This window comes from Brevundimonas sp. UBA5713 (assembly GCF_002419815.1).
Classification (GTDB): domain Bacteria; phylum Pseudomonadota; class Alphaproteobacteria; order Caulobacterales; family Caulobacteraceae; genus Brevundimonas.
In genome coordinates this window covers 20351-47272 of the sequence record NZ_DIGV01000030.1, presented here as the reverse complement: position 1 = coordinate 47272, position 26922 = coordinate 20351, and the positions used below count along the sequence as shown (strand labels likewise).

Genomic DNA, 26922 nt, shown 5'->3' with positions numbered 1-26922 from the left:
CAATGGGTCCTGAGCCTAGTTTCGAGGTGTGATGATGAAAATTGCTGTGCTTGATGATGATCCCGTCCAACTGCAAGCCATCGCACAGGTCGTAGAAAATGCCGGTTTTAGTTGTACCCAATTCTCTCGCGGCCAAGCTTTGATATCGGCACTGCGCCGCGACACATTTGATCTGTTGGTTGTCGACTGGAACCTGCCTGACAAATCCGGCCTCGAAATCCTGACGTGGGCGCGAAGCAACCTGACGCCGCCGCCGCCCATGTTGCTTGTGACCAGTCGGGCCGATGACGAGGACATTGTCGCGGGTCTCAATGCAGGTGCCGACGACTACCTGCCCAAACCTCTGTCCCCTGTGGTTCTGGAGGCCCGCATCCGTGCCTTGCTGCGCCGCGTCTATGATCAGAGCCAGTCCCAGAGCGATACCGAAACTATTGGCGATGTGGTGTTCAATGCCACCACTACGACTGTCATCCGCGATGGTCAGGCGATTCCCATGACGCCCAAGGAGTTCGCCTTGGCCCGCCTGTTGTTCCGGAATCTGCACCGTGCCCTGTCGCGCACCTATCTGCTGGAAAAGATCTGGGGCAACGATCCGGACCTGAACAGCCGCTCGCTGGACATGCACATCTCGCGGGTGCGCACCAAATTGTCACTTCGCCCGCAACAGGGTTATCGTCTGACACCGGTTTATAGCTACGGTTATCGTCTGGAACGCAGCTCTACACCGTCGGTGTCGAACGATATGGCTTCCGTGCAATCGGGAGCTATGGAGAACTAGGCTTATGACGAAGTCCCCCTGGCTTTATCGCAGCGCTCTGGGTGCAATGGCCGCGCTATGCCTTGCCCCGTCGGCCATGGCCCAATCGACAACCGTGGTCGAGCCGCCAATGACCTATGTCGTTCGCGCGGGGGACACCCTGATCGATCTGGCGCGCAAATATATGACGCGCCCGCAGGACCACCGCGCCTTGCAGCGCGAAAACCGCGTCGCCAATCCGCGCCGGTTGGCAACCGGCCGCACGCTCGACATTCCCGTTGACCTGCTCCGCACCCGCCCCGACACGGCAACGCTGGAATCCTATCGGGGGCAGGTCGAGGTCTTGCGTAACGGCCAAAGCCAGGCGCTGTCACGGGGGCTTATCCTGCAGGAAGGGGATCTGATCTCTACGGGCGGCAATGCCTTTGCGCGCATCAACCTTTCGGACGGCAGCCATGCGGTCGTGCCGTCCAACAGCCGCATCCAGCTTGAACGCCTGCGCCGGTTTGAAATCAATAATGAACCGGACCACCGCTTGACCGTGCAGGCTGGACGTCTGGAAAACAGCGTCAATCCGCGCCAGCGTCCCGGCACCTATCGTGTCACCAGCCCCGCAGCGGTTTCTGCCGTTCGTGGCACGCAGTTCCGTGTGGCCTATGACGAGGCCTCGGGCCTGGGCTCCACCGGTGTGCTGGAGGGCCAAGTGGCCATCGCCGCCTCCGCGGGCGGTGATGCCGCCTTGGCTGGCGCTGGCGAAGGCACCGTTGTCGATCGAAACACACCGGGCGTACGCGTGACCCCCCTGCCCGCCACCCCTACCCTTATCGCTCCGGAAACCATCCAGACCGGCACCAACGTCGTGTTTAAAGCCACCCTGCCTGCGGGGGCCAGTACCCTGCGCGGGCGTATCGGCAATGATACAGGCAGCACCGATCCGGTCGCCGAGGCCGAGGCGCGCGGCGATACCCTCACCTTCGAGGACATCGATGAAGGCCGCTGGTTCATCCGCCTGACAGCGGTCACCGCTGAAGGACTGGAGGGGCGCCCACGCACCTACGATTTCATCCGTGCCCGCAACGGTCTCGAGGGTTTGGCTCTGGCACAGGGTAACGAGGGCGATGTGCGCACCTATCGCTTTGGCTGGCGTGCCGTTGGCGAAGGCGAAGCCCGCTTCCGCTTCCAGCTTTGGCGGGTGGATGCCGAGGGTGAACAATCCGGTCCGTATCTGGTCGATCAGCCGGACCTCAGTGATCCTCATTATACGCTGACCGACCTTCCGCCCGGTGACTATGCGTGGCGCGTAGAAGGGGTGCGTCACCGCTTTGGTCAACGCCTGTCGGTCTGGTCCGAGCCCGAGCTGCTGACCCTGAGCCGCTAATCGCGCTTAGGTTGGGAGGGGCCGGATGACGAAGACCCATCGGAAAGGCCGCGCTGCCTTCGTTCTGCCGCGTAGCGATGTCGGCTCCCGCGTCGCTACGCGCGTGTTGGCCGAATGGGCGGTGACGGCCCTGATTTCCATGGCCGTTGTGATTTGGCTGTCGCTCGCCAATCTGACCGAACGCACCGACCACGTACTGTATGACACCTACAGTCGCATGGCTCCTGCAGATGCCACCGACCAGATTGTTGTCATCGGCATTGACGATCGCAGTTTGAATGCCATCGGCCCGTGGCCGTGGCCGCGTGATGTACATGCCCGACTGATACAGGCCCTCCACCACGCCGGATCCGGCCCCGTCGCCTATGATGTGCTTTTTATGGAGCCACGAGAGGGCGACGAGGCACTGGCCGCAGCCCTGGGCGAGGCCGGCAATGTGCATCTGCCTGCCCTGCTCAGTGCGCCCGGTTTCAATGGCGCGGCCTATCAACTGGATCGGCCCGTTGCACCTGTGGCTGCGGCAGCGGCAAGTCTGGGCCATGTCATGCTGACGCCCGATCAGGACGGAACGGTGCGGCACCTGCCGCTCTGGCTGACCGCAGGCGACCACAAGATTGGCCATCTGGTTCTCCCCTTGGCGCGTTCCGTACGCGGTGACGACGCCCTCACGCCTCCAGATACGCCCGCCGTCGATGCTCTAGAGGCGCGCGCGCCATTGCTGATCCGCTATCCGTCACCCGATGCGGGTTACAGGGTGGTGTCGTTTGTGGATGTGGTGAATGGCGAGATCGATCCGGCATTTCTGCGTGATCGACTGATCCTTGTCGGCGCAACCGCTCATGGCATGGGCGACCGCTTTGCCACCAGCCTCAGTCACGACAGCAGCCTCACGCCCGGCGTCGAGATTCAGGCCGCTCTGTTGCAGACCGTAGTCGAGCAATCGGCTCCGCGTCCGGTGCCGATGTGGCTGAGAACGACGCTGGCGCTTCTGCCGCTAACGCTCATGCTGTTCGGCTTTGTCACCTTGCGGCCCGGCGGAAACACGGTGCTGGGGGTCGGGTTGTTGCTGGCCACTCTGGTGGCCTCGGCCATGGCACTGAAAGCGGGCTGGTGGTGGCCGCCCATGTCAGCCATCTTCGGCGTTCTGATTGCCTGGCCGCTATGGAGCTGGCGCCGTCTGGCCGCCGCTTACGGCTATATGCAGGCCGAACTGGCCAATCTGCGCGATGACAGCGACAGCCGTCAGCTGGCTCCCCTGTCGTCCGCGCCCGTATGGAAGAGCGGTGATGAGGTCTCGCGTCAGGTACGGGCGCTCAGTACAGCTTTGAAACAGCTGAAAGACTTTAACCGCTTTATCACCCAGTCAGTCCGCTCTCTGCCCGACGCCGCCGTCATCGCCGATATGGATGACAAGGTGCTGGTCGCGAACGCCAGAGCCCGCAAACTGTTTGGCGAGGCCGTGTTGAAGGACGCCACCTTGGCCACCCTGTTCAACGCCCTCGGCCACAAGGACTGGCGACACCTGATGTCCGGCGAAGAGGGCCATGACGACATACAGCTGAACGACGGCCGCGCCCTTCAGGTGGCCACGGCTCCTCTGACCGATGTCGAGGGACAGTCGGCCGGTAATATTGTGCGCTTTGCGGATGTCACCCAGTTGCGTGCTTCCGAACGCCAGAGAGAGCGTACGCTGCAACTGCTGGGGCATGATATGCGCGCGCCTCAGGTGTCCATTCTCACCCTTCTGGACAACGCCAAAAGACCGGAGGACTTCGAAAACCGCATCCGCGCCAATGCCCAACAGACGCTGAGCTTGGCGGACGGCTATGTGCAACTGTCGCGCGCCGAAAGCCATATGCTGCGTTTCGAGGTGGTAGACTTGGGCCTGCTGTTGACCGAAGCCGCCGACATGATGTGGCCGCAAGCCGCCGCCAAGGGCGTCGATCTGTCCAGCCCCGAAGACGGATATGACTATCTGATCGAGGGCGATGCTTCTCTATTGCGCCGCGTGATGATCAATCTGATGGACAACGCCATTCGCCACACGCCCACTGGCGGACGGGTGCGCTGCGATCTGTTCCGTCGGGGTGATGACATCACCATGACCATTGCCGACGAAGGCCCCGGCTTCGATCCCGAAGCCAAGAGCCGCATGTTCCAGCCCTTTCAGGGTGGCAATATTGCGGGGTCGGGACTGGGTCTGGCGTTTGTGCACACGGTCATCCAGCGGCACGGCGGTCGCATCAGCCTTGATGCGCCAACGGGTTTACCTCAGGTGGAAACCGGCAGCTGCTTCTATATCACCCTGCCGTCCGCCCCGGGTGCCGAGGCATAGTCAGTCCGGCTGTTGGCCATGCATGACGGCGTCGGCGGCAGACGCGGCCAACTGGGCTAACAGCTCAGGCGATGTCACCGCATCATCATGGCGCGCGGAAACCTGCGCCGTCCGACGCTCTGCCCCCTCGATCTGGCTCATGACCACGGTCAGGGTATGCAAGTTTCTGCCGCGTCGGGCACCGCTGCGACGGGGGGCTTCTGTCCATTCCCCGGCATGGGCCTGCGCATCGCTAAAGCCGCCGACAGTGACCGGACGGACGGCCAAGGCCGCCTCGACCAGCCAGCCCGTCTCGGCCACGGAAGCCCCTTGAGCTTCCAGTGCCGTGCGCACAGCATCGACGGCTCGGGGGTCCGCATCCTCGGTCAGTATCTGGACCTGTTTGACATCCGTCGGCTGAAGCGGTGCCCGTTCCACAGTCAACTCCGGCTTGGACGCACAAGCAGAAAGCGCAACGGCCAAGCCGAACACTGAAACCAGGCAGAAATCGTTACGGTGAAGTCGGATCATAGAATGTATCAAACTATCAAATGGCAAAGCTGACAAGCGGCGCACGGTTATGCGTGACAAGTCATAAGGTTCCCGCGTTCACAGAAACGTGAAACAGGCCGAAGGTGACGACAGTTTTCGCCACAGATCGAACTTAATAGTAAAGAACTGAGACTATTTTCAGAACAAACACAGGAAAACGCGATTAATTCTCGTTAAAGATATCAACGATATATTCACAGCTAAGCTCACATTTTCGACCATCTTCGAAGTAGCTGACAGCATGATTTCTGTATCATCTAATGGCTTAGCTTGAAATCACCTGGTCACATCACCCATCAATAGGGCTGTTCCTGTTTGTCGAGGGTTTGGCGAATGAAGCTATCGCGACGCGGATTGATCCTTGGTGGTTCGGCTGTACTGGCGGGATGTGCCTCGGTGCCCCCTGCACTGGATCCCCGCCTTCAGGCCTATGCGGCCTATCCGAGTGCGACGCCTCCACCGCCTGCGCCAGTGACTGCCGTAGCGGCACGCGGGCCGGTGATCGACCCCTATCGCATCGTACGCCCGGACCTGATGGCCCGCGCCCGCGCCGCACTGGACACTCACGGTCACCGCATTCCCCTGCGCGATCGCATGTATCTGGTCGATTTCCAGAAGTTTTCCGGCGAAGAGCGACTTTATGAAGTCGACCTGCTGGGCGGTTGGGTGACGGCCTATCGTACCAGCCACGGGCGCGGTTCCGATCCGGCACACTCCGGCTATGCCGAGCGTTTCTCCAATGAGCCGGAAAGCTATATGTCGTCCATCGGAGCCTATGCGACCGCCGGCCCTTCATGGGGGCCGCAGCAAGGGCCGAACGTATTGCTGGATGGGCTGGAGTATTCCAACAATCTGGCCCGCCAACGCGCCATCATCATCCACGGCGCAGACTATGCCGAGCCCAGCTTCCTGCAAACCCAGGGCAAGCTGGGCCGCTCCTACGGCTGCTTCTCCTGCAGCCATGCCGACCTTCAGGCTCTGCGTGAACGCATGGGCGAAGGTCGCCTGCTGTTCGCGATGAACTAAAGAAAAAGGGGAAGGCCGAAACCTTCCCCCTTGATCCTATTCGCGACCAATGGCGCGCCAGCCGATGTCGGTGCGATTGAACCCGCCCGGCCAGTCGATCTTGGCAATCGCCTCATAGGCCCGCTCGCGCGCCTCGGTCACGTCCTTGCCATAGGCACAGACGTTCAGCACGCGGCCGCCAGCGGCGACAAGCTGGCCGTCATCGCGGCGCTTGGTGCCGGCGTGGAAGACTTGAACGTGCGGGCCAAAGTCCTGCTCGGCCCCACGGATGATCGACCCTTCCAGCGGGCTGTCCGGATAGCCCTTGGCGGCCATCACCACCGTGATCACCACACCCGGTTTGAACTGCGGAGCCGGAGCCTGCGACAGGTCGCCCTTGGCGCAGGCCAGCAACAGCGGAACGATGTCCCCGTCAAAGCGCATCATCAGCACCTGACATTCCGGATCGCCGAAGCGAGCGTTGAACTCGACCACCTTGGGGCCTTGTTCGGTCGCCATCAGACCAGCGTACAGTACGCCCTTATAGGGAGTGCCTTCCTCGGCCATCTTCTGGATGGTCGGCTGAACGATCAGATCGTTGGCCTTTTGCACAAAGTCCGGTGTGAACACAGGCGCGGGCGAATAGGCCCCCATGCCGCCGGTGTTCGGGCCCGCATCGCCATCGAAAGCGCGTTTGTGGTCTTGGGCACCGCCGAACAGAACGGCGCGCTTGCCATCAGACAGGGCAAACAGGCTGCCCTCTTCGCCGTCCATGAACTCTTCGATGACCACGCGCGAACCGGCGCTGCCGAAACGGCCACCCAGCATGCGCTCGATCTCGGCCTCGGCGTCCTGACGGTCGGGGCTGATCGCCACGCCCTTACCAGCCGCCAGACCATCGGCCTTGATCACATAGGGCGCGCTATAGTTTGCCAATGCCGCCTTGGCCTCGGCCACATCCTCATAGACGCCATAACCCGCGGTCGGGATGTTGTGACGGGCCAGAAACGCCTTGGAAAACGCCTTGGAGGTTTCCAGCTGCGCCGCCTTGGCCGACGGGCCAAAGCACGGGATGTTCAGACGAGCCAGTTGATCGGCCAGACCTTCAGCCAGCGCCGCCTCGGGGCCGACCACGACCAGATCGGCTTCGATCTCGCGCGCCAGAGCCACCAGCCCTGCCACATCGGTCGCCTTCACATCGGGATGCAGCTCCCCGAGGGCTTCCATGCCGGGGTTGCCCGGCGCGATGACAAGCCGCGACAGGCGCGGTGACTGGGAGATTTTCCAGGCCAGGGCGTGCTCGCGCCCCCCCGATCCGACGAGCAAGATTTTCATACTCGCCGAATGGCTGTCTCTGGTCCGTCAGTCAAGTCACCGCGCTCGGCCAAGACCGGATTAGCGCACCACCGCCTTGGGCAGGGCCACCAGTTCGGCGGATGTCAGATCGGTCTTCAGGTCCTGATCGGTGCTATTGGGCGCGGTGTAGGCCGTCACCTTGTCGATAGGCAGTTGCACCTTCACATCGTTCTGGCCTTCCAGCTCGACGATCAGATGGGTCACCTTGCCCTGCGCATCCATCAGCAGGCTCTCGACTTCGCCCAGTTGGACACCCGCACCCGACACCAGATCGGCATCCTCCAGCGCCTTGCGCGTCATACCCAGTGCGAGGGCAGTTTCCGCTGTCGCTGTATCAGCCTGTTGTTCGGTGACAGGTTGCGCCGCACCACCTGCGGCAGGCGCCTGCACCACGTCATCGGTGCGGTTGTCGCCGCAGGCTGCCAGAGCCAAAGCCGCCGTACTGGCCAGAATCAATGTCATGGATCGCATGGGTGAAGTCCTTGTTGTTTTCTGTTCCGCTTGCCCTGATCCAACGAAAGGGCCGCACACACCGTTCCCGTTCGCCTCGCATCAGGTTAGGCTAGGGCCATGAGCTCCGATGATTACGCCTTTGAGGGTGCCGCGCCGGTCGAGCAGCCGGTCGCGCGCGACAACAATCCGCCGCTGTCCATCTCGGAGCTGAGCTTTGCGCTGAAGCGCACGCTGGAAGACCGCTTTGGTCATGTGCGTATCCGGGGCGAAATCTCCAAGGTCACGCGTCACTCGTCCGGCCACGTCTATCTGACGCTGAAGGACGACAAGGCGGCGATTGACGGTGTGATCTGGAAGGGCGTGGTCCGCACGCTCTCGGCCCAGCCGGAAACCGGCCTTGAGGTCATCGTCACCGGCAAGATCACATCCTACCCTGCGCGATCCTCCTATCAGATCGTCATTGAAAGCATGGAGCCGGCGGGCGCAGGTGCGCTGCTGGCCCAGCTGGAGCGCATCAAGGCGCGCCTGCGTGAAGAGGGCCTGTTCGAGCCGTCGCGCAAAAAGGCCCTGCCCGCCTTTCCCGCCACTATCGGTGTGATCACCAGCCCGACCGGCGCGGTCATTCGCGATATCCTGCATCGTATCAGCGACCGCTGGCCGTGCCGCGTCATTGTCTGGCCGGTGATCGTTCAGGGCGAGGCGGCCGCCAAACAGGTGTCCAACGCCATTCGCGGCTTTGATGCCATGACAGCGGACGGAGCGATCCCGCGCCCCGATCTGCTGATCGTCGCGCGCGGCGGTGGCTCGGTGGAGGACCTGTGGGGCTTTAACGACGAGCAGTTGGCCCGAACCGTGGCCGAGGCCCGTATCCCCATCATCTCGGCTGTGGGGCACGAAACCGACACCACCCTGATCGACTTTGTCTCCGATCGCCGCGCGCCTACGCCGACGGGTGCCGCCGAAATGGCCACGCCTGTTCTGGCCGAACTGCAATGGGGCCTGTCAGACCTTGAGACTCGCCTGCGCCGTTCGGGCGCGCGCCTGCTGGATGATCGCCGCACGCGCCTGTTGTCCGTCGCGCGTGGCCTGCCCAGCCGCCCCGAAGACCTGCTGGCCCTGCCGCAGCAACGGCTTGATCTGGCCTCCAGCCGTCTGGGCTCTGCCCTGCATCGCAACGCCAGCGTCCACGAAAAGCGCCTGACACGGGTGTCCGCGCGACTGTCGCCCGCCTTGCTGCACCGCCCGATCGAGCGCCGCGATGATCGTCTGCAAGCGGTGGCCCAACGTCTGGGTGCCGCCCTGCAACGCAACGCCACCCATCACGAACACGCCCTGTCGCGCGTAGCCGGAAAACTCAGCCGCGCCTCGTTGGATCGCAAGATGGAATATGTGGGCGAGCGTCTGGGGGCCATCGACCTGCGCCTGCGCCCTGCGGTGGAGCGCCGTTTAAGCCGCGATCAGGATCGGCTGAACGCCCTCAGCCGCGCGCTGGCGGCTAATGACCCTGCCCGTCCCAAGCCCGGCTTTGCCCGCGTCGAGGATTCAGACGGCCAGTGGATCACCTCAGCCGCCAAACTGGCCGAGGGCCAGCAGGTGTCTCTGATATTCGGCGATGGCCAGCGACCGGCGGTGATCGGCACAGGCGGCACGGACACCGCGCCTCCCGCACCTCAAACTACGCCAAAACCAACCCCAAAGCCCGCCAAGCCCAAGCCTATCCCGCCGACCGAACAGGGCACCCTATTCTAACGGGCCGATAACGGACGGGCGCGATCCAGAATTTGCCGCACCTGTTCGCCGTCCAGCGCCTCGATCACGACCTCGCGGCCATTGACGACCGAGCGCACCGTCTCGGCTCGCAGCATGGAGTTGAGGATAGCCTCTTCGGTCGCCTCGGCCACGGCAACGAACAGCGGCGACATCCGGTCGTTTGGCCAGTCTTCATAATTGGCCAGCCCCTCGCGACGCTCGGGGGTACGGCGCACGCTCTCAGCCGTCGAAAAGGCGATGGCGTAGTCGCCCGAGCCATTGGAATAGGCCGCCCCCGTGCGCGCCAGTCCCGCAAAGGTTCGCTCGGCCAACCTCTCCAGATTGCGGTCCGACAAGGGCGCATCTGTCGCCACGATGATCATGATGGAACCGTCCGGCTTTTCGGCCTCCACAGCGTCCTTCAGATAATAGCGTCCGATTTCAGCCCCCACCGGCACGCCGTCGATGGTCAGCAGCCCGCCATAGTTGGACTGCACCAGCACCCCCACCGTATGCCCGCCAAGGCTGCGCGGCAGACGACGCGATGAGGTTCCGATCCCGCCCTTGAAGCCAAAGGCGATGGTGCCCGTACCAGCGCCCACCGCACCCTCGGCCACAGGGCCTGTGCGCGCCGTGGTGATCGCCTCGATCACGTGTGCAGGCGTGACATGCAGGCCGCGAATGTCGTTCAGACCGCCGTCATTGGTCTCGCCCACCACAGCGTTGACCGAGCGGATGTCCTCATGCCCCGGCTGGTCCAGCGTCCATCGGATGATGCCTTCCATGGCCGCCGCCACCGACAGGGTATTGGTCAGGACGATGGGGGTTTCCAGCTCGCCCAGTTCCCTGATCTGGGTAGCACCCGCCAGCTTGCCATAGCCATTGGCGACCTTCAGCGCCGCCGGAACGCGGTCGCGAAACACATCTCCGCCGTGCGGGATAATGGCGGTTACGCCGGTGCGCACGCCTGCACCGTGGTTCAGCGTCACCTGCCCCACGCGCACGCCCTCGACGTCGGTGATGGCATTCAAGGGACCTGTCGGCAGCACACCGGGCGCTCGGCCCCAGTCCCGGACCGACGGCTTAAGTCCCGCATCCTGCGCCATCGAGGGGCTCGTTGTGAGGACCGCGACTCCAGCCATCAGGCCTGCCCATGTTGAACGTTTCATCTGTCCCCTCCTGCACCTAGAGTGGCCTTTCGGATGACACCGATTCGTCATCCGTCCCTGCCCTCCCATACTCACCCCTCCATGACCCAAGTTTTCGCAAACGACAAAGCCGCCGTCCTGCATTTTGGCGATGGCGAGTTTCTGGTGATGTCTCCCGGCACCCATGTGCGCTGCGCCGTCACGGGTGAGGCGGTTCCGCTGTCGCGTCTGCGTTACTGGTCGGTCGAGGCGCAGGAAGCCTATCTGGGGCCATTGCAATATCTGCAGGCCAAGGGCGTTGTAACCGGATGACGGGGCTGGCCAATCTTCACGTGCTTGTGGTGGACGATAATCCGAACATGCGGACCATCGTCTCGACCATGCTTCGCGCTGTGGGCATTGGTCGTGTGTCAGAGGCCGAAAGCGGGCCGCAGGCTTTGTCGTGGTTGCGACAGTCTTCGGTCGATATCGCCATCGTCGATTTCCGGATGCCGCCGATGGACGGGGTGGCCCTGACGCGGCATTTGCGCCACGACGACGATAGCCCCAATCCCTATCTGCCAGTGATTATGATGACCGGCCATTCGGAGCGCAGCCGCGTCACTGGTGCGCGCGATGCGGGCGTCACTGAGTTTGTGGCCAAGCCGGTAGACAGCGTGTCTTTGTTCAAACGGATCGAGGCCGTGATCCTGCGCCCCCGCGCCTTTGTGCGGTCAGGTGACTATTTCGGGCCGGACCGGCGACGCCTCAACGCCGCAGACTATACTGGCCCCTTCCGCCGCACCACCGACACCGAAGTGGTTATCGACGCCTTGCCTTAAGGCTTTAAGCCCTAAGCCTTCTCCTCGGCGATCACGCGGTCATAGACCTTTTGCGGCCAGCGCTTGTGGACCCAGAACCAGTCCACCGGATTTTCCCGCACGCGGTCCTCGACAAAGCGGTTAGCCGCCTGAATGCCTTCCAGAATGTCGGCATTCTTGTCGCCGGAATCGGCAATGGCGATCGGCTCATGCGCCGTTACGCGGAAACGCGCGCCCTTCAGACGCACCACCGACAGCGGCAGCATAACGGTGCCGAATTTGCGGGCCAGACGCGCCGCGCCCGGCGAGGCGTTCACCGGCTCTCCGAAGAACTCGACCTCGGGGCCTTCATTGTATTTCTGGTCCACCAGCAGGGCGATGGAATCGCCGCGCTTCATACCCTGCACCAGCTCGCGCGTGCCGTCGCCCTTGGGCGCAAACAGGCGGATGCCATAGCGGGCGCGCGCCTCGCGGATCTTGGCATCCACGTAAGGGTTGTTGGCCGCGCGATAGGTCACCTGACACGGTACGCCCGCGTGCATGATGACCGCTGCCATGACTTCGAAATTAGCGATGTGGCCCGAAATCAGCACCACCGGCTTGCCGCTGTCACGCACCGCATGCAGCCGCTCCAGCCCCACCACTTCGACACGCCCGCTTTCAGGCGTCAGGCGGTCCATCACCGCCAGTTCGGCAAAGGTGCGGCCCGTCAGTTCCCACTGGTCGCGCGCCAGACGCTGGCGCTCGGCCTCCGGCATATTGGGGAAGGCGATCTTGAGATTACGCAGTACTGTCTTCTGGGTCCCCGTCAGAGGCCCCAGAACACGCAAGAGGCCACCGCCGAAGGCCGATGCACCATCGACCCCCAGCAGACGCAGCACGAAGAACAGACCCGAAAACGCGGCGGACTGAATCCGCCATATCAGGTCCTGACCGAAGGAAACTTCGGGCTTTTTATCACCAGGCAATCGTCAATCCGCCGTCCACGACAAGCGTCTGGCCTGTCACATAGGCCGACGCGGGACTGCACAAATAGACTGCCGTGCCGGCGATTTCATCCGGCATCCCTATTCTTTTCAAAGGTGCCGGTTCGGTGACCGACTTTAGGGTTTTCTCGTCTTCCCAAAGATATCGAGCAAAATCAGTCTTTACGAGGCCGGGCGCGATGCAGTTCACCCGCACATTGTGTGGCCCATATTCAACAGCCAAATTGCGCGCCAACTGCATATCGGCTGCCTTGGAGACGTTGTAGGCCCCGATCAGGGCGTTGCCACGCAGGCCGCCGATGGACGAAATGATCAGAATCGAGCCGTCCTTACGCTCCAGCATCTCGGGCGCGACCATCTGGATCAGCCAGTGGTTGGAGACGATGTTGTTCTGCAAAATCTTGCCGAACTGGTCGTCGGAAATACCTGCCATCGGACCGGCATAGGGGTTGGTGGCGGCGTTACAGACCAGAATGTCGATCTGGCCGAAGGCGGTGCGCGTGTCGTCCACCAGACGCTTCAACTCTTCCTTCGAGGCGATGTTGGCCGGAATGGCGATGGCGCGGCCTTCGCCGTATTTCTCATTGATGGCGACAGCCACCTCTTCGCACGGCCCCGCCTTGCGCGACGAGATCACCACCTTGGCCCCGTGTTCGGCCAGACGCTCGGCAATCGCCTTGCCGATGCCCTTCGACGAGCCGGTAATAATCGCGACCTTCCCCGACAGATCGAACAATTCCATAACGTATCCCTCCAAATACGGCTTAGCTTATTTGTTCCCACGTTTTCCTAGTGGTAAGCCATAGGCATTGGTTACCTTGTTTGTGGCCTGAATCCACCACGAAAGGCGCGCCCGGAACCGTTCATGCAGAAGATCACAGGCGGATTGCTGTTTTTCGGTTGCCTCTTCCTCTCCTGCGCCGTGGGGGTGGCGATCTGGCGCGCCGGATTGGGCGGCGGGGCGGGCCTTGCCGCCACACTGGGATCACTGGGCCTGCTGGCGGCCACCTGCGCGCTGGCTATCGGGGTCAATGACCGCCGCGCCCTGCGCCGCGAGATGGCCAAGGTGCGCGAGGCCCACCGCCTGCTAGCCGATGCCATGGAAAGCACCCAGGGCGCGCTGACCGAACTGGCCCAAGCCATCGAACAGGGCCCGCTGTCGCGTACCGATGCCCTGTCGGGCGAGGTGCGTATGCTGGAAGATCTGGTCCAGCAGATGAATGCCTCCATCGAAGAGCGCCTGTCGGTTGGTTCTGGGCTGGCCCGCCTGAACGGTCAGGCGGCCTCGCCGGTCAACACCCTGCTGGAGACCGTGCACGATGCGCTGAGCGAAAACCGCGTCGATCTGTACCTTCAGCCCATCGTCACCCTGCCCCAGCGCCGGACCGTCTTCTACGAAAGCTTCACCCGCCTGCGCGATGCGTCGGGACGTATCATGCTGCCGGCGGAATATATGTCAGTGGCCGAGGGCGAAGGTCTGCTGCCGGCGATTGACAATCTGCTGCTGTTCCGCTGCGCCCAGATCGTACGCCGTCTGGCCCGTCAGGATCGGAAGGTCGGCGTCTTCTGCAACATCTCTCTGGCCTCTCTGGGCGACGAAACCTTCTTCCCCCAATTCCTTGATTTCCTCAGCCAGAATCAGGACCTGAAGGAATCCCTGATCTTCGAACTGGGTCAGGCTGTGTTCGACGCGCGCGGCGCGGTCGAAGCCCGCAATATGGCCAAGCTGGCCGATTTGGGCTTCCGTTTCTCCATCGACAAGGTGCAGACGCTGGACCTCGACTTTGCCGACCTGCAACGCTCGGACGTGCGCTTCCTCAAGGTATCGGCGGACCTGCTGATCGAACAACTGCTGGACATGGACGGGGCCGTGCCCCTGCCGTCACAGCCGGATATTCAGGCGGCGGACTTCTCCCCGCTGGTGCGCCGCTATGGCCTCGAACTGATCGCCGAAAAGGTCGAGAGCGAGAAACAGGTGGTCGATATCCTCGACCTCGATGTGCCGATGGGTCAGGGCCACCTGTTCGGTGAGCCGCGCGCCATCAAAGAAACCGTGCTGGCCGAAACCGACCCGCCGTCGGACTTTGTGCGGGCCACCCTGACCACGGCCCAGCGCCGCGTGCGCCACTAGGTCTCGCCTTCCCTGCGCGGGGTTGCTACATGGCTGGCCATGACCTCCCCGATTTCACTGTCCCATCTGTCGGCTGTGGCCGATGACTATGACGTTCTGCTCTGCGACGTGTGGGGCGTGATCCATAACGGCCGTGAAAGCTGGCCCGCCGCCTGTGAAGCCCTGACCCGCTTCAATGAAAAGGGCGGCCATGTGGTGCTGATCTCCAACTCGCCGCGTCCGGCCAGCGATGTGATCGCTCAGCTGGATGGCCTGAACGTGCCGCGCTCCAGCTGGAAGGCCTTTGTGACCTCGGGCGATGCCACCCGCGCCGAACTGGCCAAGCGCGCCCCCGGCCCGGCGCTCGCCATCGGTCCCGCCCGCGATGCCACCACCTATGAAGGCACCGGCCTCGATCTGGCCGATAGCGCCAACGACGCCGCCTTTGTCTCGGTCACGGGACTGGTCGATGACGCCACCGAAACGCCCGAAGACTACCGCGACCTGCTGACCCCCGCCGCCCAGCGCGGACTGGAAATGATCTGCGCCAACCCCGACCGCGTGGTCCAAAAGGGCGACAAGCTGATCTATTGCGCAGGCGCGCTGGCCGACCTGTACGAAGAACTGGGTGGCAAGGTCACCATGGCGGGCAAGCCGTTCGCCCCCATCTATGACCTCGCCCTGATCGAGGCGGAAAAACTGCTGGGTCAGCCTGTGGATCGCCGCCGCGTGCTGTGCATCGGCGATGGCGTGATTACCGATGTCCTCGGTGCCCAATCACAAAATCTCGATTGCCTGTTCATTGCGCAGGGAATTCATGGCGATAAGGCCAAGGGCAGCGACGGTACGCTTGACCCGCAGGCCGCAAAAACCCTACTGAGCGCTGAAAATACAACCGCGCGTTACGCCGCTCTCGACCTCGCGTGGTAAGGCGCACCGGTCGCGCTCCTTCTTCAGACCATCCGGTCTCGCCATTTAAGTTCACCTGACGTAAAGCACCGCTTATGAGCAATCTGGTCCAAGGTCACCCGTCGGGCGGCTACATTCTCGAAGAGCTTCACGTCGGTATGTCCGCCGAGAAACTCGTTCCCGTCACCGAAGAGCGCATCCAGCTGTTTGCCGATGCTTCGGACGACTACAACCCCGTCCATCTGGACGAGGCTTTTGCCTCAAAGACCGCCTATCGCGGCCGCATTGCCCATGGCCTACTCAGCGCCTCGTTCGGCTCGGCTGTCGTCGGCACGGTGCTGCCGGGTGCGGGTTCGATCTACATCTCGCAATCGCTGGCCTTCCACTATCCGGTGCGCATCGGCGACACGGTTCGCATCGTGATCACGGTCATCGACGTGGACGCCGAGTCGGCCCGCGTGCAGCTGAACTGCGAAGGCTTTGTCGAGGACAAGCTGATCATGGACGGCATCGCCACTGTGCGCGTACCGCGTCGTCGCAAGCCGTCTGCACGCTAAGCGGAGCGTTCGGGCGTGACGATCGAGGTCATTCGCGACTGGCGCGGCCTGACGGAGGCCCAAAAGGGGGCCGCCGTGGCCGTGGGCGCTTTCGACGGTGTGCATCGCGGCCATCAGGCGGTCATCGCCGGTGCCCGCGAGGCGGCCCAGCGTCTGGGCGTGCCGCTGGGCGTGGTCAGCTTTCATCCGCACCCGCGCCGTCTGTTCCAGCCCGATGTCGCCCCGTTCGCCCTGATGACGCCGGACCAGATGGCCCGCGCACTGGACGAACTGGGCGTAGACCGCCTGTATCTGCTGCCGTTCGACCGCGACATGGCGGGACTGACTGACGAAGCCTTTGCCCGTCAGGTACTGGCCGAGGGTCTGGGCATCAAACACGCCGCCGTCGGCTTTGACTTCACCTTTGGTAAGGGCCGCTCCGGCTCGCCCGATCTGCTGACCCAATACGGCCAGTCGCTGGGCTTCACCGTCTCGGTGACCGAGCGCAAGGACGATAGCGACGGCTTGAAACTGTCTTCGTCTGCCGTTCGCGAGGCCTTGAAGGCCGGCGATATGGCGCGCGCCACCGCCATTCTGGGACGTCCGTTCGCCATTTCAGGCGAAGTAATCCATGGCGACAAGCGCGGCCGCACCATCGGCGTGCCGACCGCCAATATCGCCATGCCGAACTATATGCGTCCGGCCTATGGCGTGTACGCCACCCGCACCCGCCTGCCTGACGGGCGCGTGATCAATGGCGTGGCCAATCTGGGCGTACGCCCGATGTACGAAATCGAAGACCCGCTGCTAGAGGTGTGGCTTTTCGACTTCAACGAAAGCCTCTACGGCCAGACGGTCGAGACCGAACTGGTGGCCTTCCTGCGCGGCGAGATGAAGTTCGACGATCTTGACGCTCTAAAGGTCCAGATCGACGCCGACGCAAAGGCCGCCAAGGCCGCTCTGGTTTAACGCCTGCCCTTAACCCTGTGCCGCCAGCGCCGCTTCGCGGATACGCCCGACCATAGAGTTCAGCCCGTTGGCACGTTGACGCGTCAAGGCTGACGGCAGCCCCAGACGGTCCAGCGCCGCCTTAGCGTCAAAGCCCAGAATCTCGTCCGCCGTGCGGCCCGAATACAGGCGCAGCAGCAGGGCGATATTGCCTTTGGACAAGGCACTGTCGGAATCGGCATCAAAGAACAGCAGATCGCCCTCGCGGCGGCTGTTCAGCCAGACCTGAGCCGCACAGCCGGGCACCTTATTGGCCTCGATCCGCGCCTCTTCCGGCAGCGGGGCCAGATCCTTGCCCAAATCGATCACATATTCGATCCGTCCTTCCCAATCGCCCAGCAGATCGAACTCTTCGATCAGTTCATCAAGGACGGATTGGATGGAGGTGTCGGCAGCTTGGGTCATGGCCGTTCCCCTAAACCCCGCGCGGCGCGCACACAACGCCCCAAAAGCATGAAGACCGCTTCGCTTGCAGCGAGAGTGGATTTGGGCGCAAGGGCGCGCTCCGCTATTCTGCACTGCTGATTCCGGCGGTTTCGTCGGCATCGAACCCATTTCAGGTGATCCACCGCTTTGAACTCCCACCCGTCGCGCGTTTCTGTGGCCCAACAGGCCGTCAGCCAGTCGGCCAGCACCCAGTGGATGCGGGCCCGACAGCGCGTGCTGTGGCATGTGTTGTGGGGCGTGGGTTTCCTAGCGCTGGCGGCCATTTCGCTGGCTATGGGCGAGCCGTTGCGGATCACTCTGGGTCTGGCCGTCTCTGCGGTACCGGTACTGGCCGTGCTGGGCCTGCTCCACCTTAACGAAGGGGCCACACCGTGGCCCCAGCGCGCGCCCGGGCCACCCGCCTGGACATTGGTGCTGTGGATCGCCGCCCCCATTATCGCCTCGGCCCTGTCCGGCGGGCTCAGCGGACCGCTGGCGGGTATCAGCTTTGCCCCTCTGGTCGGCGGCTTGGCCCTGCGCAGCCAAGGGACCGAGCGCTCGGTGATAGGCGGTTTTATCGCCGTCATCGCCGCTATTATCGTCGGTGCGATCAGCGCCCTGTGGCGGGAGGTAACCACGCCCGACGCCTTCCTTGCGGCGGGTACGGGCGTAATGGTCGCCGCCTTTGCGCTGGTGGCGGCGCTCAATACCCGCAACACCGTGCCGGTCGTACCGCTGGCACTGGCGCGGATGGAATCGGCTCTGGCCGACCAGCCGGGGCTGACGCTGGTGCTGACTCCCAATGGCAAGGCGCTGGCGGCCTATGGCTCCGCCCCGCCCGCCATCGACATTGATGCCCTGTTCAAACAGGTCGATGCCCAAGGCGGGCTGATTGAATCCGTCCATCCGCCCGATCGCCCCGCCGTGCGCGCGGCCCTGTCCCGCGCTCAGGCCGGTCTGGCGGCGCAGGTGCGCTTCACCCCGCGCGGGGCTCTGGACCGCCGCGTCCTACTGATCGTGCGCCGTATGCAGGGCGACAGCCGCCGCCTCAGCGCCCTGATGCTGGACGCCACCTTGCAGCATGCCCGCGAGACCGAACTGGACGCCGCCCGTCAGGAAGCCGTCGCCTCTGCCGACAGCCGCGCCCGCTTCATCGCCCATATGAGCCATGAGCTGCGTACGCCGCTCAATGCCGTGCTGGGCTTTTCAGACGCCATGCGGCACCGGATTTTCGGCCCCCTGCCCGACCGCTATGCCGACTATGCCTCCTCGATCCATCAGGCCGGCAGTCACTTGCAGGACATGATCACCAATGTTCTGGACGTGTCGCGCATCGATGCCGACCGGTATGAGCTGGACCTGTCCGAGATCGACGCGCGCGATGTGGCCGACGCCGCCATGGCGCTGGTGCGGATTCAGGCCGAGGACAAGTCGATCCGCCTGATCGCCAACCTGCCTGAAGAGCCGCTGAAGCTGACGGCGGACGGCCGGGCGGTGAAACAGATACTGGTCAATCTGCTGGGTAATGCGGTGAAGTTCACGCGCGAACAGGGCCAGATCGTTCTGGATGCCGCCATCGCTGATGGCTGGCTGACCATCAGCGTCGCTGACGATGGCGTCGGCATTGCACCCGACGATCTGGCGCGTCTGGGCAAGCCCTTCGAGCAGGCGGGGGATGCCAAGCAAAAGGCGCTGGGCACCGGCCTTGGGTTGTCACTGGCGCGGGCGCTGTCCGAACTGCACGGCGGCACTCTGACACTGGACAGCACTCTGGGCGAAGGCACCACCGCGCGCCTTCGCCTGCCGGTCAAACCCGCTTAGTCGCGAGCGACCTGAAAGCCTGCAAACGACTGTTTCACCGGCATCAGTTCGATGCTGTTGATGTTCAGATGCGAAGGCAGGTTGGCCACCCAGAACAGGGTCTCGGCGATGTCCTCGCCGGTCATCGGATCGGCACCGGCATAGAGGGTATCGGACGCCGACTTGTCGCCGCCCGTGCGCACCAGCGTAAACTCGGTCTCGGCCATGCCCGGCTCGATCGAAGTCACGCGCACCCCCGTGCCGTGCAGGTCCGAGCGCAGGCCCAGCGAGAACTGGCGCACAAAGGCCTTGGTGCCCCCATAGGCGTTGCCGCCACGGTACGGATAGGTCGCCGCCACCGAGGAAATGTTGATGATCGCGCCCTTGCGTTCGATCAGGCGCGGCAACATCCGGTGGGTAATGGTCATCAGGCCGGTAATGTTGGTGTCCACCATCTGCTGCCATTGGGCCAGATCGGCCTCTTGCGCAGGCCCGGTACCCAGCGCCAGACCGGCATTGTTAATCAGCAGGTCAATATTCTGGAAAGCTTCGGGCAGACCATCCAGCGCCGCATCGATGGCGTCGGCGTCGCGGATATCAAAGGCGCACGGATGCACCACATCGGCCCCCAGTTCCGCCACCAGCGCTTCAAGGCGCTCGGCACGGCGGCCGGTGGCGATCACCTTCCAGCCATCCTTGGCAAAGCGGCGGGCGGCGGCCAAACCAAAGCCTGCGGTGGCACCGGTGATCAGAACTGTACGGCTCATGCGTCTGCCTCTTGCTGCTTGGCTTTCAGCGCGGCCAGACGCGCCTTTTCGCGCTCCTCGGCGGCGCGGATGCGGGCCTGTTCGGCGGCGATCTTGGCGTCTGTGCCGATGTGGGCACTGCCGCGCTGCCTGGCCAGTTCGATCTGGCGCTGGCGCTCTGCATAGGCGGCGCGACGTTCCTCGTCACGCTCGTCCCAGCAGCGCTCGCACGAAACGCCCTCGACGAATTTCGGCGACTTCAGCCCCTCGGGGCTGACCGGCATACGGCAGGCGCGGCACAGGGTGTGTTCACCCAGTTTCAGCCCTTGGCCCACCGAAACCCGCTCGTCAAAGACGAAGCACTCGCCTTCCCACAGGCTTTCCGGCTCGGGGATTTCCTCGAGGTATTTGAGAATACCGCCCTCGAGGTGGTGCACCTCGGGAATGCCTTCGGACTTCAGATAGGCCGTCGCCTTTTCACAGCGGATGCCGCCGGTGCAGAACATGGCCACCTTGGGCGGGTTCGGGCGGTTGACCAGATTACGGCCTTCCTTTTCGAACCAGTCGGCAAACTCGCGGAAGGTCTTGGTGTTCGGCTGGATCGCGCCCTTAAAGGTGCCGATCTCGAACTCATAGTCATTGCGCGTATCGATGATGACCGTGTCCGGATCGCTGATCAGGGCGTTCCAATCCGCAGGCTTCACATAGGCCCCGACGCCGTTGACCGGATCGAGATTGGGCAGGCCCATGGTCACGATCTCTTTCTTGATCCGCACCTTCATGCGGTAGAAAGGCATCTCGTTCGCGCCCGAATATTTCAGCTCCAGCCGGTCAAAGCCCGGCTCGGCATGGATGCCGTTGACCACGCGCAAAATCGCGTCGTGCGGTCCGGCAATCGTACCGTTGATACCTTCGTGCGCCACCAGCAGGGTGCCGCGCACCTCTTCACCGCACAGAGCAATCAGGCGCTCGCGCAGGGCGGCAGGGTCGGCCACCGGCGCAAAGCGGTACAGGGCGGCCACCAGAACGGGATAATCTTGGAAAGGGGTCTCAGTCACGCTGGCCTCTATAGTGCGTTTGCGCATTAAAACCCATCCCGCATGCCACCATGGCTTGCCTTCTTCGTTCAGTCGTTATCGATTAGCGGGATGATGGATTTGATGGCGCGCGATTTGAGTAGATTTCGGAAGGACGTTTCATGGTCGCAATGAAGTCCTCGCCCCTCGCGCCGCTCAAACTGCCACTGTTCCGGGCCATCTGGATCACCAGCCTGATCACCAATTTTGGTGGCCTGATCCAGTCGGTCGGCGCGTCATGGATGATGACCTCCATCGCCTCCACTCAAATGACGGCGCTGGTGCAGGCCTCGGTGGCCCTGCCCATCATGCTGCTGTCGTTGGTGGCCGGCGCATTGGCCGACACCATGGACCGGCGCAAGATCATGCTGGCGGCACAGACCTTTATGCTGCTGGTCTCGGCAGGTCTGGCTTTACTGACCTATATGGGCTGGATCACGCCGTGGGTTCTGTTGACCTTTACCTTCCTGATCGGCTGCGGCGTGGCCTTCAATGGTCCGGCATGGCAGGCCTCGGTCGGGGATATCGTGCCCCGCGAACAGTTGGCACAGGCCGTCACCCTGAACTCCATGGGCTTCAACATGGCCCGCAGTCTGGGGCCCGCGCTGGGCGGGGCGGTAGTGGCTATCGCCGGTGCCGCTGCCTCGTTTGCCGTTAATGCCGTATCCTACATCGGCCTGCTGGTGGTGCTGTTCCGTTGGAAGCCGGAACGCCCGCAACAGACCCTGCCGCGCGAGGGCCTGCTGCACGCCATGGCGGGCGGGGTGCGCTACGCCCTGCTGTCGCCGCGCATCGTGGCCGTGCAGGTGCGCGCCCTGATATTCGGCATAGGGGCCAGCGGTCTGCAGGCCCTGATGCCCGTCATTGCCCGCCACGAGGTCGGCGGCGGCCCGTTGGTCTACGGCATCCTGCTCGGCTCGTTCGGCATCGGTGCCGTGGGCGGGGCGCTGTTCGTGTCGGAAATCCGTGCCCGCTTTAAAGCCGAGACCGTGGTGCGGGTGTGGATTCTGGTTTTTGCCGCCGCGTCTTTGGGCGTCGCTTTTGCACCGACCATTTTCCTGACCGTTCCAGCCTTGCTGCTGGGGGGTGCGGCATGGGTGACGGTGCTTTCGACCTTTAACGTCACCGTGCAGATGTCGGCCCCGCGTTGGGTCGTGGCGCGGGCACTGGCGCTCTATCAGATGTGCGCCTTTGGTGGCATGGCCGTAGGCTCATGGCTGTGGGGCAGTCTGGCCCAGAACTATGACATCACCCTTGCGCTCAGCATTGCGGCAAGTGTGCTGCTGGTCTGCGCCCTTCTGGGACTGCGCGCGCCGCTGGCCAATGGCGAAGAGCTGAACCTGACGCCGCTGGATCGCTGGAAAGAACCCAGCACCGAACTGCAGATCGAACCGCGCAGTGGGCCGATTGTGGTGTCCATCGCCTATCGCATCCGCAATGAGGACGTGCCGCGCTTCTTGCAATTGATGGAAGAGCGCCGCCGCATCCGTCGCCGTGACGGAGCCTTCCAGTGGCGGCTGATGCGCGATCTTGGCGATCCCGAAATCTGGGTCGAAAAGTACCAGACCGACACCTGGATGGACTATGTGCGCCACAACCAGCGCATGACCCATGAGGATTCAGCCGTCGGTGTCGCCATCCGCGCGCTGCACCAGGGCGACAGCCCGCCCAGCGTGCACCGCCTGATCCAGCGCGCGACCGGCAGTGTCTCGACACATCTGCATGCCCAGAGCACCTATGGCGAGCCGCTGACCGACCCGACGCGTTCGAGCTGATGCAGCACACAACAAAAGGGCCGCGCTTCACCACTGGATGAAGTCGCGGCCCTCTAAAGCCGTGCGTCAGTCATATTGGGTTAGAGAAAACCGAACACGAAATGCACCGCTGTGGCGACGCCCACCAGGATGGCGAAGCCGCACAACAGGCCAACGGCCGGATGAAGAGGTTTGGATACTCGCGCGCCGCGTTCAAATGACAGGGCACGCGGCTTTCCGGGGTGTACCAGAGCCATGACGTTTCCTTTCCCTATGCGGCGATGACCATCGTGGGCCACCGTCTCGCTAGGAAAGCGTCGCCTAAAGACCTTTCGTTGCATAGGGGCATTCACACCATCGTGAACGGTGACTTTACGGGCCTTTTCCGCTAACCCCCGCGGTCAGAGGATTTTTCATGTCAAAATTGACCATTGCCGAAGAGGCTGGCCGCCGCCGGACCTTCGCCATCATCGCTCACCCGGACGCCGGTAAAACCACCCTGACCGAGCACATCCTGCTGGCCGGTGGCGCGCTGCGCGCCGCAGGGGCCGTCAAGGCACGCGGCGAGAACCGCCGCGCGCGCTCGGACTGGATGAAGATTGAAAAAGAGCGCGGCATCTCCGTGACCGCCTCGGTCATGACCTTCGAGCACGAAGGCAAGATGTTCAACCTGCTCGATACGCCGGGCCACGAAGACTTCTCGGAAGACACCTATCGCACCCTGACGGCTGCCGACTGCGCCATCATGGTGCTGGACGCCGCCAAGGGCATCGAGCCGCAGACGCTGAAGCTGTTCGAGGTTTGCCGCCTGCGCGACATTCCGATCATCACCTTCATCAACAAGCTGGACCGCGAGTCGCAGGACCCGATGGCTCTGCTGGACGAAATCGCCTCGCGCCTTCAGCTTGATCCGGCTCCGATCTGGTGGCCCGCAGGCTCGGGTAACCGTCTGCGCGGTCTGGTCGAGGTCGGCACCGGCCGCTTCCAGCCCTATGCCAAAAAGGCCGCCGGTTCGGACGAGGATCCCGAACATCCGCAAGCCCTGCCGCTGACCGAGGCCGCCCAGTATTTCGAACAGGGCGAGCACGAGGAAGTCACCGAAGCGCTCGAACTGGTCGAGGGCGGCTATCCGGCCTTTGATCGACAGTCCTTCCTCGAAGGCCATATGACCCCGATCTTGTGGGGCTCGGCATTGCGCCACTTCGGTATCGAAGACCTGCTGCGCGCCATCGGCGAATGGGCCCCTGCCCCCAAGATCATGCCAGCCCGCAAGGAAGCGCCGCCGGAAACCCGTAACGCGCCCGAACCCATCACCATCGAGGTCGATCCGGGCAAGACCGAGGTCACCGGCTTCGTCTTCAAGGTTCAGGCCAACATGGACCCGAACCACCGCGACCGTATCGCCATGTTCCGTATGGCGTCGGGCTCGTTCAAGCGCGGCATGAAGCTGAAGGTGCAGAACACCGGCAAGCAGTTGTCGGTCAACGCGCCGATGATGTTCTTCGCCTCCGACCGTGAACTGGCCGAAGAAGCCTATGCGGGCGACGTGATCGGCATCCCTAACCACGGCGTCCTGCGCGTGGGTGACAGCCTGTCGGAAAGCGGCCTCGTGCGCTTCGCGGGCTTGCCGAACTTCGCGCCGGAAATCCTGCAGCGCGTGCGCGTGAAAGACCCGCTCAAGGCCAAGCACCTGAAGAAGGCGCTGGAAGGTCTGGCCGAGGAAGGCGTGACCCAGCTGTTCCGTCCGGAAATCGGTGCGGACTTCATCGTCGGTGCCGTGGGCCAGCTTCAGTTCGAGGTTATGGCCGACCGTCTGGGTGCCGAATACAACCTCGATGTCATCTTCGAGCCGTCGCCCTATGCCGAAGCCCGCTGGGTCGTCGGCGAAAAGGCCGACCTTGAGGATTTCGCCTCCAAATACCGCCCGCAAATGGCGACCGACATCGACCAGAACCCTGTGTTCCTCGCCAAGTCGTCGTGGGAAACCGGCTATGTCGGAGAGCGCTTCCCGAAGGTGACCTTCTCCAAGACGCTGGAACGCGGTTGATCGCATCAGGGGAGGCTCCGGCCTCCCCTTTTTCGTGCGCGCGACAATAGACGCCCGAAAATCGGCGGCGCGGCATCGTGTATGGAGTACAACAGCGATATGTTGTTCGACCTGCCCAGCGATGATGTTCTGTATGACGCCCTTGTCGCCCGCGATGACCGGTATGACGGGCAGGCGTTTGTCTGCGTGCATTCGACGGGGATTTTCTGTCGGCTGACCTGTCCGGCGCGTAAGCCGCTGCGCGCGAACTGTACGTTCAGGGCGACCGTTGGCGAATGTATGGAGGCGGGCTTCCGGCCCTGCAAACGGTGTCACCCTGTCAAGGCTGCGGCGCAGAATGAGCCGGCCATCATCGACCTTCTGGCCCGTCTGGATGACCAGCCACAGCGGCGTTGGTCAGAGCAGGACGTGGCCGATCTGGGCTATGATCTGTCCACCGTGCGCCGGGCCTTCAAACGCCATTTCGGCATGACCTTTCTGGAGATGGCCAGACAGCGCCGTCTGCGTGAGGGCTTTGAAACCCTTGCTGTCGGAGGATCGGTGATGACGGCCCAACTGGATGCCAGTTTTGAATCACCCAGCGCCTTTCGCGCAGCCTTTGCCAAGCTGTTGGGATGTGCGCCGGCCGATCTGAAATCAGACGGAGCCATGCGGGCGACGTGGATCCCCACCGCCCTTGGCGACATGATCGCCATTAGCAGCGCCAGTCACCTGCACCTGCTGGAGTTTGTCGATTGCAAAGGCCTGCCCGCCGAACTTCGCAAAATGCAGGCCAATACGCCGGGCGGACTGGGCATCGGCCGCTTTGCGCCCGCCGAACAGGCCGAGGCCGAACTGACCGACTATTTCGCCGCCAAATCCGCGCGGTTCGAAACGCCGCTGTTCATGCACGGCACCGACTTCTTCAAGCGCGTCTGGACCGCATTACAAACCATTCCAGCAGGCGAGACCCGTTCGTACGGTGATATCGCCCGCCAGATCGGACAGCCGACCGCTGTGCGCGCCGTGGCCCGCGCCAATGGCTCAAACCAGATCGCCCTGATAATCCCCTGCCACCGCGTGATCGGGGCCGACGGCTCCCTCACCGGCTATGCGGGCGGTCTGTGGCGCAAGCAGCGATTGATCGAGATCGAGCGCGCCTTGAAGACCAAGGCCGCAGCCTAGGCTTTCGGACCGAGTGCCCACCATCTCTGGAAGAATGGCAGGAAGAACTGCACCAGAGGACCGATGCACAGGGCAAAGGCCACAGTGCCGACGCCGACCACGCCACCCAGCATCCAGCCGGACGCCAGCACGATAATCTCGACCAACAGACGCGATACGCGGATAGACCAGCCGAACTTCTGGTTCAGCCCCATCATCAGCCCGTCGCGCGGGCCCGTGCCCATACCCGCGCCGATATAGGCCGCCGATCCCAAACCGGTCAGCACCACACCCAGCATCAGTGCGCCGATACGCAAAGGCCAGCCATTCAGGTCCGGTATCACCGCCATAAAGGCGTCCAGCGACAGACCGATCATCAGGATGTTCAACAGGGTGCCCAGCCCCGGCCTCAAGCGCAGCGGCACCCACAACAGCATCACCACCACGCCGGAGAAGATGCTGATCACGCCGATGCTGAGGCCGGTCAGGTCCGACAGGCCTTGGTGGAACACATTCCACGGATCGAGCCCCAGATGGGCCCGCACCATCAGCGCCGCCCCTAGACCAAACGTCCACAGCCCGAGATTAAGCTGCACCAGCCGCAGCCACCATTGTTTCGTCTTCAACCCAATACTCCTACGCGGTGCCTAGACCGAAACAGAGGAAACCGGCGCGACCACATCCCGTCGCTCCAACCCCAGTGTCATAATCAGCATGACCAGACACAGACCCGAAGTGACACACAATCCCAGTGTCACCGAGACGTCCAGTCCCCTGGCGAACATCACAGGAGCCGCCGTAATAAAGCATGACCAATGCACAAGCGCAGGGTGAACAAATGTTACTGCCACCACCGGCCGTATCGGCAA

The 26922-nt window shown here is 63.1% G+C and carries 26 protein-coding genes; 15 read left to right on the top strand and 11 right to left on the bottom strand.

All coding sequences use genetic code 11. The features are described from left to right. Window positions 1-31: 31 nt before the first annotated feature. The 3 genes from B3B04_RS07915 to B3B04_RS07905 are packed head-to-tail and all read left to right on the top strand — an operon-like array spanning window position 32 to window position 4470. A complete protein-coding gene (locus B3B04_RS07915; RefSeq protein ID WP_292041700.1) occupies window positions 32-778 on the top strand; it encodes a response regulator transcription factor in 747 nt (248 codons plus the stop codon). A 4-nt stretch (window positions 779-782) separates the two neighbouring features. Further along, window positions 783-2135 carry a FecR domain-containing protein gene (locus tag B3B04_RS07910; protein ID WP_292041699.1) on the top strand — a complete coding sequence of 451 codons (1353 nt, stop codon included), beginning with the start codon at window positions 783-785 and terminating at the stop codon, window positions 2133-2135. 25 nt (window positions 2136-2160) lie between these two features. Beyond that, entirely contained in the window at window positions 2161-4470 is a 2310-nt protein-coding gene (locus tag B3B04_RS07905) for a CHASE2 domain-containing protein (protein WP_292041698.1), read from the top strand. Here B3B04_RS07905 and B3B04_RS07900 read toward each other — a convergent pair whose 3' ends face one another. Then, a complete protein-coding gene (locus tag B3B04_RS07900; RefSeq protein ID WP_292041696.1) occupies window positions 4471-4887 on the bottom strand; it encodes a hypothetical protein in 417 nt (138 codons plus the stop codon). It abuts the gene before it with no gap. A gap of 447 nt (window positions 4888-5334) precedes the next feature. On the opposite strand from B3B04_RS07900, the gene B3B04_RS07895 reads away from it, so the two are divergent. Then, window positions 5335-6027, top strand: a complete 693-nt coding sequence (locus B3B04_RS07895; protein WP_292041695.1) for a murein L,D-transpeptidase catalytic domain-containing protein — start codon at window positions 5335-5337, stop codon at window positions 6025-6027. 36 nt (window positions 6028-6063) lie between these two features. Here B3B04_RS07895 and purD read toward each other — a convergent pair whose 3' ends face one another. Continuing rightward, window positions 6064-7341, bottom strand: coding sequence for a phosphoribosylamine--glycine ligase (purD, locus tag B3B04_RS07890; RefSeq protein ID WP_292041692.1), 1278 nt, complete (start codon window positions 7339-7341; stop codon window positions 6064-6066). Between the two features lie 60 nt (window positions 7342-7401). Next, entirely contained in the window at window positions 7402-7824 is a 423-nt protein-coding gene (locus B3B04_RS07885; RefSeq protein ID WP_292041690.1) for a hypothetical protein, read from the bottom strand. 108 nt (window positions 7825-7932) lie between these two features. Here B3B04_RS07885 and xseA point away from each other — a divergent pair, with 108 nt between their 5' ends. Beyond that, entirely contained in the window at window positions 7933-9564 is a 1632-nt protein-coding gene (gene xseA / locus B3B04_RS07880; RefSeq protein ID WP_292041687.1) for an exodeoxyribonuclease VII large subunit, read from the top strand. Here the strand turns inward: xseA and B3B04_RS07875 are convergent. Further along, complete coding sequence (locus B3B04_RS07875; protein ID WP_292041685.1) at window positions 9561-10733, bottom strand: P1 family peptidase; 1173 nt, start codon at window positions 10731-10733, stop codon at window positions 9561-9563. The genes xseA and B3B04_RS07875 overlap by 4 nt on opposite strands. 81 nt (window positions 10734-10814) lie before the next feature. On the opposite strand from B3B04_RS07875, the gene B3B04_RS07870 reads away from it, so the two are divergent. Further along, window positions 10815-11024: a DUF2093 domain-containing protein gene (locus B3B04_RS07870; RefSeq protein ID WP_292041683.1), complete on the top strand. Its 210-nt coding sequence runs from the start codon at window positions 10815-10817 to the stop codon at window positions 11022-11024. Continuing rightward, complete coding sequence (locus B3B04_RS07865) at window positions 11021-11533, top strand: response regulator (protein ID WP_292041681.1); 513 nt, start codon at window positions 11021-11023, stop codon at window positions 11531-11533. The genes B3B04_RS07870 and B3B04_RS07865 overlap by 4 nt, the downstream gene beginning before the upstream one ends. An 11-nt stretch (window positions 11534-11544) precedes the next feature. Here the strand turns inward: B3B04_RS07865 and B3B04_RS07860 are convergent, their stop codons facing one another. Together B3B04_RS07860 and B3B04_RS07855 are read right to left on the bottom strand one after the other, a co-directional pair. After that, window positions 11545-12480 carry a lysophospholipid acyltransferase family protein gene (locus tag B3B04_RS07860; protein WP_292041679.1) on the bottom strand — a complete coding sequence of 312 codons (936 nt, stop codon included), beginning with the start codon at window positions 12478-12480 and terminating at the stop codon, window positions 11545-11547. Continuing rightward, window positions 12470-13240 carry an SDR family NAD(P)-dependent oxidoreductase gene (locus tag B3B04_RS07855; RefSeq protein WP_292041677.1) on the bottom strand — a complete coding sequence of 257 codons (771 nt, stop codon included), beginning with the start codon at window positions 13238-13240 and terminating at the stop codon, window positions 12470-12472. The genes B3B04_RS07860 and B3B04_RS07855 overlap by 11 nt, the downstream gene beginning before the upstream one ends. A gap of 123 nt (window positions 13241-13363) precedes the next feature. On the opposite strand from B3B04_RS07855, the gene B3B04_RS07850 reads away from it, so the two are divergent. From B3B04_RS07850 to B3B04_RS07835, 4 genes are all read left to right on the top strand, one after another. Next, window positions 13364-14629: an EAL domain-containing protein gene (locus B3B04_RS07850; RefSeq protein WP_292041676.1), complete on the top strand. Its 1266-nt coding sequence runs from the start codon at window positions 13364-13366 to the stop codon at window positions 14627-14629. A 39-nt stretch (window positions 14630-14668) separates the two neighbouring features. Next, window positions 14669-15538 (top strand): TIGR01459 family HAD-type hydrolase, encoded by an 870-nt coding sequence (locus B3B04_RS07845; protein ID WP_292041674.1) that lies wholly within the window; start codon window positions 14669-14671, stop codon window positions 15536-15538. A 74-nt stretch (window positions 15539-15612) separates the two neighbouring features. Next, window positions 15613-16074, top strand: coding sequence for a MaoC family dehydratase (locus B3B04_RS07840; protein ID WP_292041672.1), 462 nt, complete (start codon window positions 15613-15615; stop codon window positions 16072-16074). 15 nt (window positions 16075-16089) lie between these two features. Then, the gene (locus B3B04_RS07835; protein WP_292041671.1) at window positions 16090-17022 is read left to right on the top strand and encodes a bifunctional riboflavin kinase/FAD synthetase; all 933 of its coding nucleotides are present in this window, start codon (window positions 16090-16092) and stop codon (window positions 17020-17022) included. Window positions 17023-17031: 9 nt separating this feature from the next. Here the strand turns inward: B3B04_RS07835 and B3B04_RS07830 are convergent, their stop codons facing one another. Beyond that, on the bottom strand, window positions 17032-17466 hold the full coding sequence (locus B3B04_RS07830; RefSeq protein ID WP_292041670.1) for a SufE family protein: 435 nt from the start codon (window positions 17464-17466) through the stop codon (window positions 17032-17034). Between the two features lie 168 nt (window positions 17467-17634). Between B3B04_RS07830 and B3B04_RS07825 the strand changes: the two genes are divergently transcribed. Beyond that, a complete protein-coding gene (locus B3B04_RS07825; RefSeq protein WP_292041669.1) occupies window positions 17635-19308 on the top strand; it encodes a sensor histidine kinase in 1674 nt (557 codons plus the stop codon). Here the strand turns inward: B3B04_RS07825 and B3B04_RS07820 are convergent. Both B3B04_RS07820 and B3B04_RS07815 read right to left on the bottom strand, forming a co-directional pair. Then, window positions 19305-20054: an SDR family NAD(P)-dependent oxidoreductase gene (locus B3B04_RS07820; RefSeq protein WP_292041668.1), complete on the bottom strand. Its 750-nt coding sequence runs from the start codon at window positions 20052-20054 to the stop codon at window positions 19305-19307. The two genes, B3B04_RS07825 and B3B04_RS07820, sit on opposite strands and share 4 nt — an antisense overlap. Continuing rightward, the gene (locus tag B3B04_RS07815) at window positions 20051-21091 is read right to left on the bottom strand and encodes a rhodanese-related sulfurtransferase (protein ID WP_292041666.1); all 1041 of its coding nucleotides are present in this window, start codon (window positions 21089-21091) and stop codon (window positions 20051-20053) included. The genes B3B04_RS07820 and B3B04_RS07815 overlap by 4 nt, the downstream gene beginning before the upstream one ends. A 140-nt stretch (window positions 21092-21231) precedes the next feature. Between B3B04_RS07815 and B3B04_RS07810 the strand changes: the two genes are divergently transcribed. Beyond that, window positions 21232-22884 carry an MFS transporter gene (locus tag B3B04_RS07810; protein ID WP_292041665.1) on the top strand — a complete coding sequence of 551 codons (1653 nt, stop codon included), beginning with the start codon at window positions 21232-21234 and terminating at the stop codon, window positions 22882-22884. An 80-nt stretch (window positions 22885-22964) separates the two neighbouring features. Here B3B04_RS07810 and B3B04_RS07805 read toward each other — a convergent pair whose 3' ends face one another. Continuing rightward, window positions 22965-23120: a hypothetical protein gene (locus B3B04_RS07805; protein WP_292041664.1), complete on the bottom strand. Its 156-nt coding sequence runs from the start codon at window positions 23118-23120 to the stop codon at window positions 22965-22967. A gap of 158 nt (window positions 23121-23278) precedes the next feature. On the opposite strand from B3B04_RS07805, the gene B3B04_RS07800 reads away from it, so the two are divergent. Together B3B04_RS07800 and B3B04_RS07795 are read left to right on the top strand one after the other, a co-directional pair. Then, the gene (locus tag B3B04_RS07800) at window positions 23279-24910 is read left to right on the top strand and encodes a peptide chain release factor 3 (RefSeq protein WP_292041663.1); all 1632 of its coding nucleotides are present in this window, start codon (window positions 23279-23281) and stop codon (window positions 24908-24910) included. A 99-nt stretch (window positions 24911-25009) separates the two neighbouring features. Continuing rightward, window positions 25010-26074, top strand: coding sequence for a bifunctional transcriptional activator/DNA repair enzyme AdaA (locus B3B04_RS07795; protein WP_292041662.1), 1065 nt, complete (start codon window positions 25010-25012; stop codon window positions 26072-26074). Here B3B04_RS07795 and B3B04_RS07790 read toward each other — a convergent pair. Next, window positions 26071-26679: a YczE/YyaS/YitT family protein gene (locus B3B04_RS07790; RefSeq protein ID WP_292041660.1), complete on the bottom strand. Its 609-nt coding sequence runs from the start codon at window positions 26677-26679 to the stop codon at window positions 26071-26073. The genes B3B04_RS07795 and B3B04_RS07790 overlap by 4 nt on opposite strands. Window positions 26680-26922 lie beyond the last annotated feature (243 nt).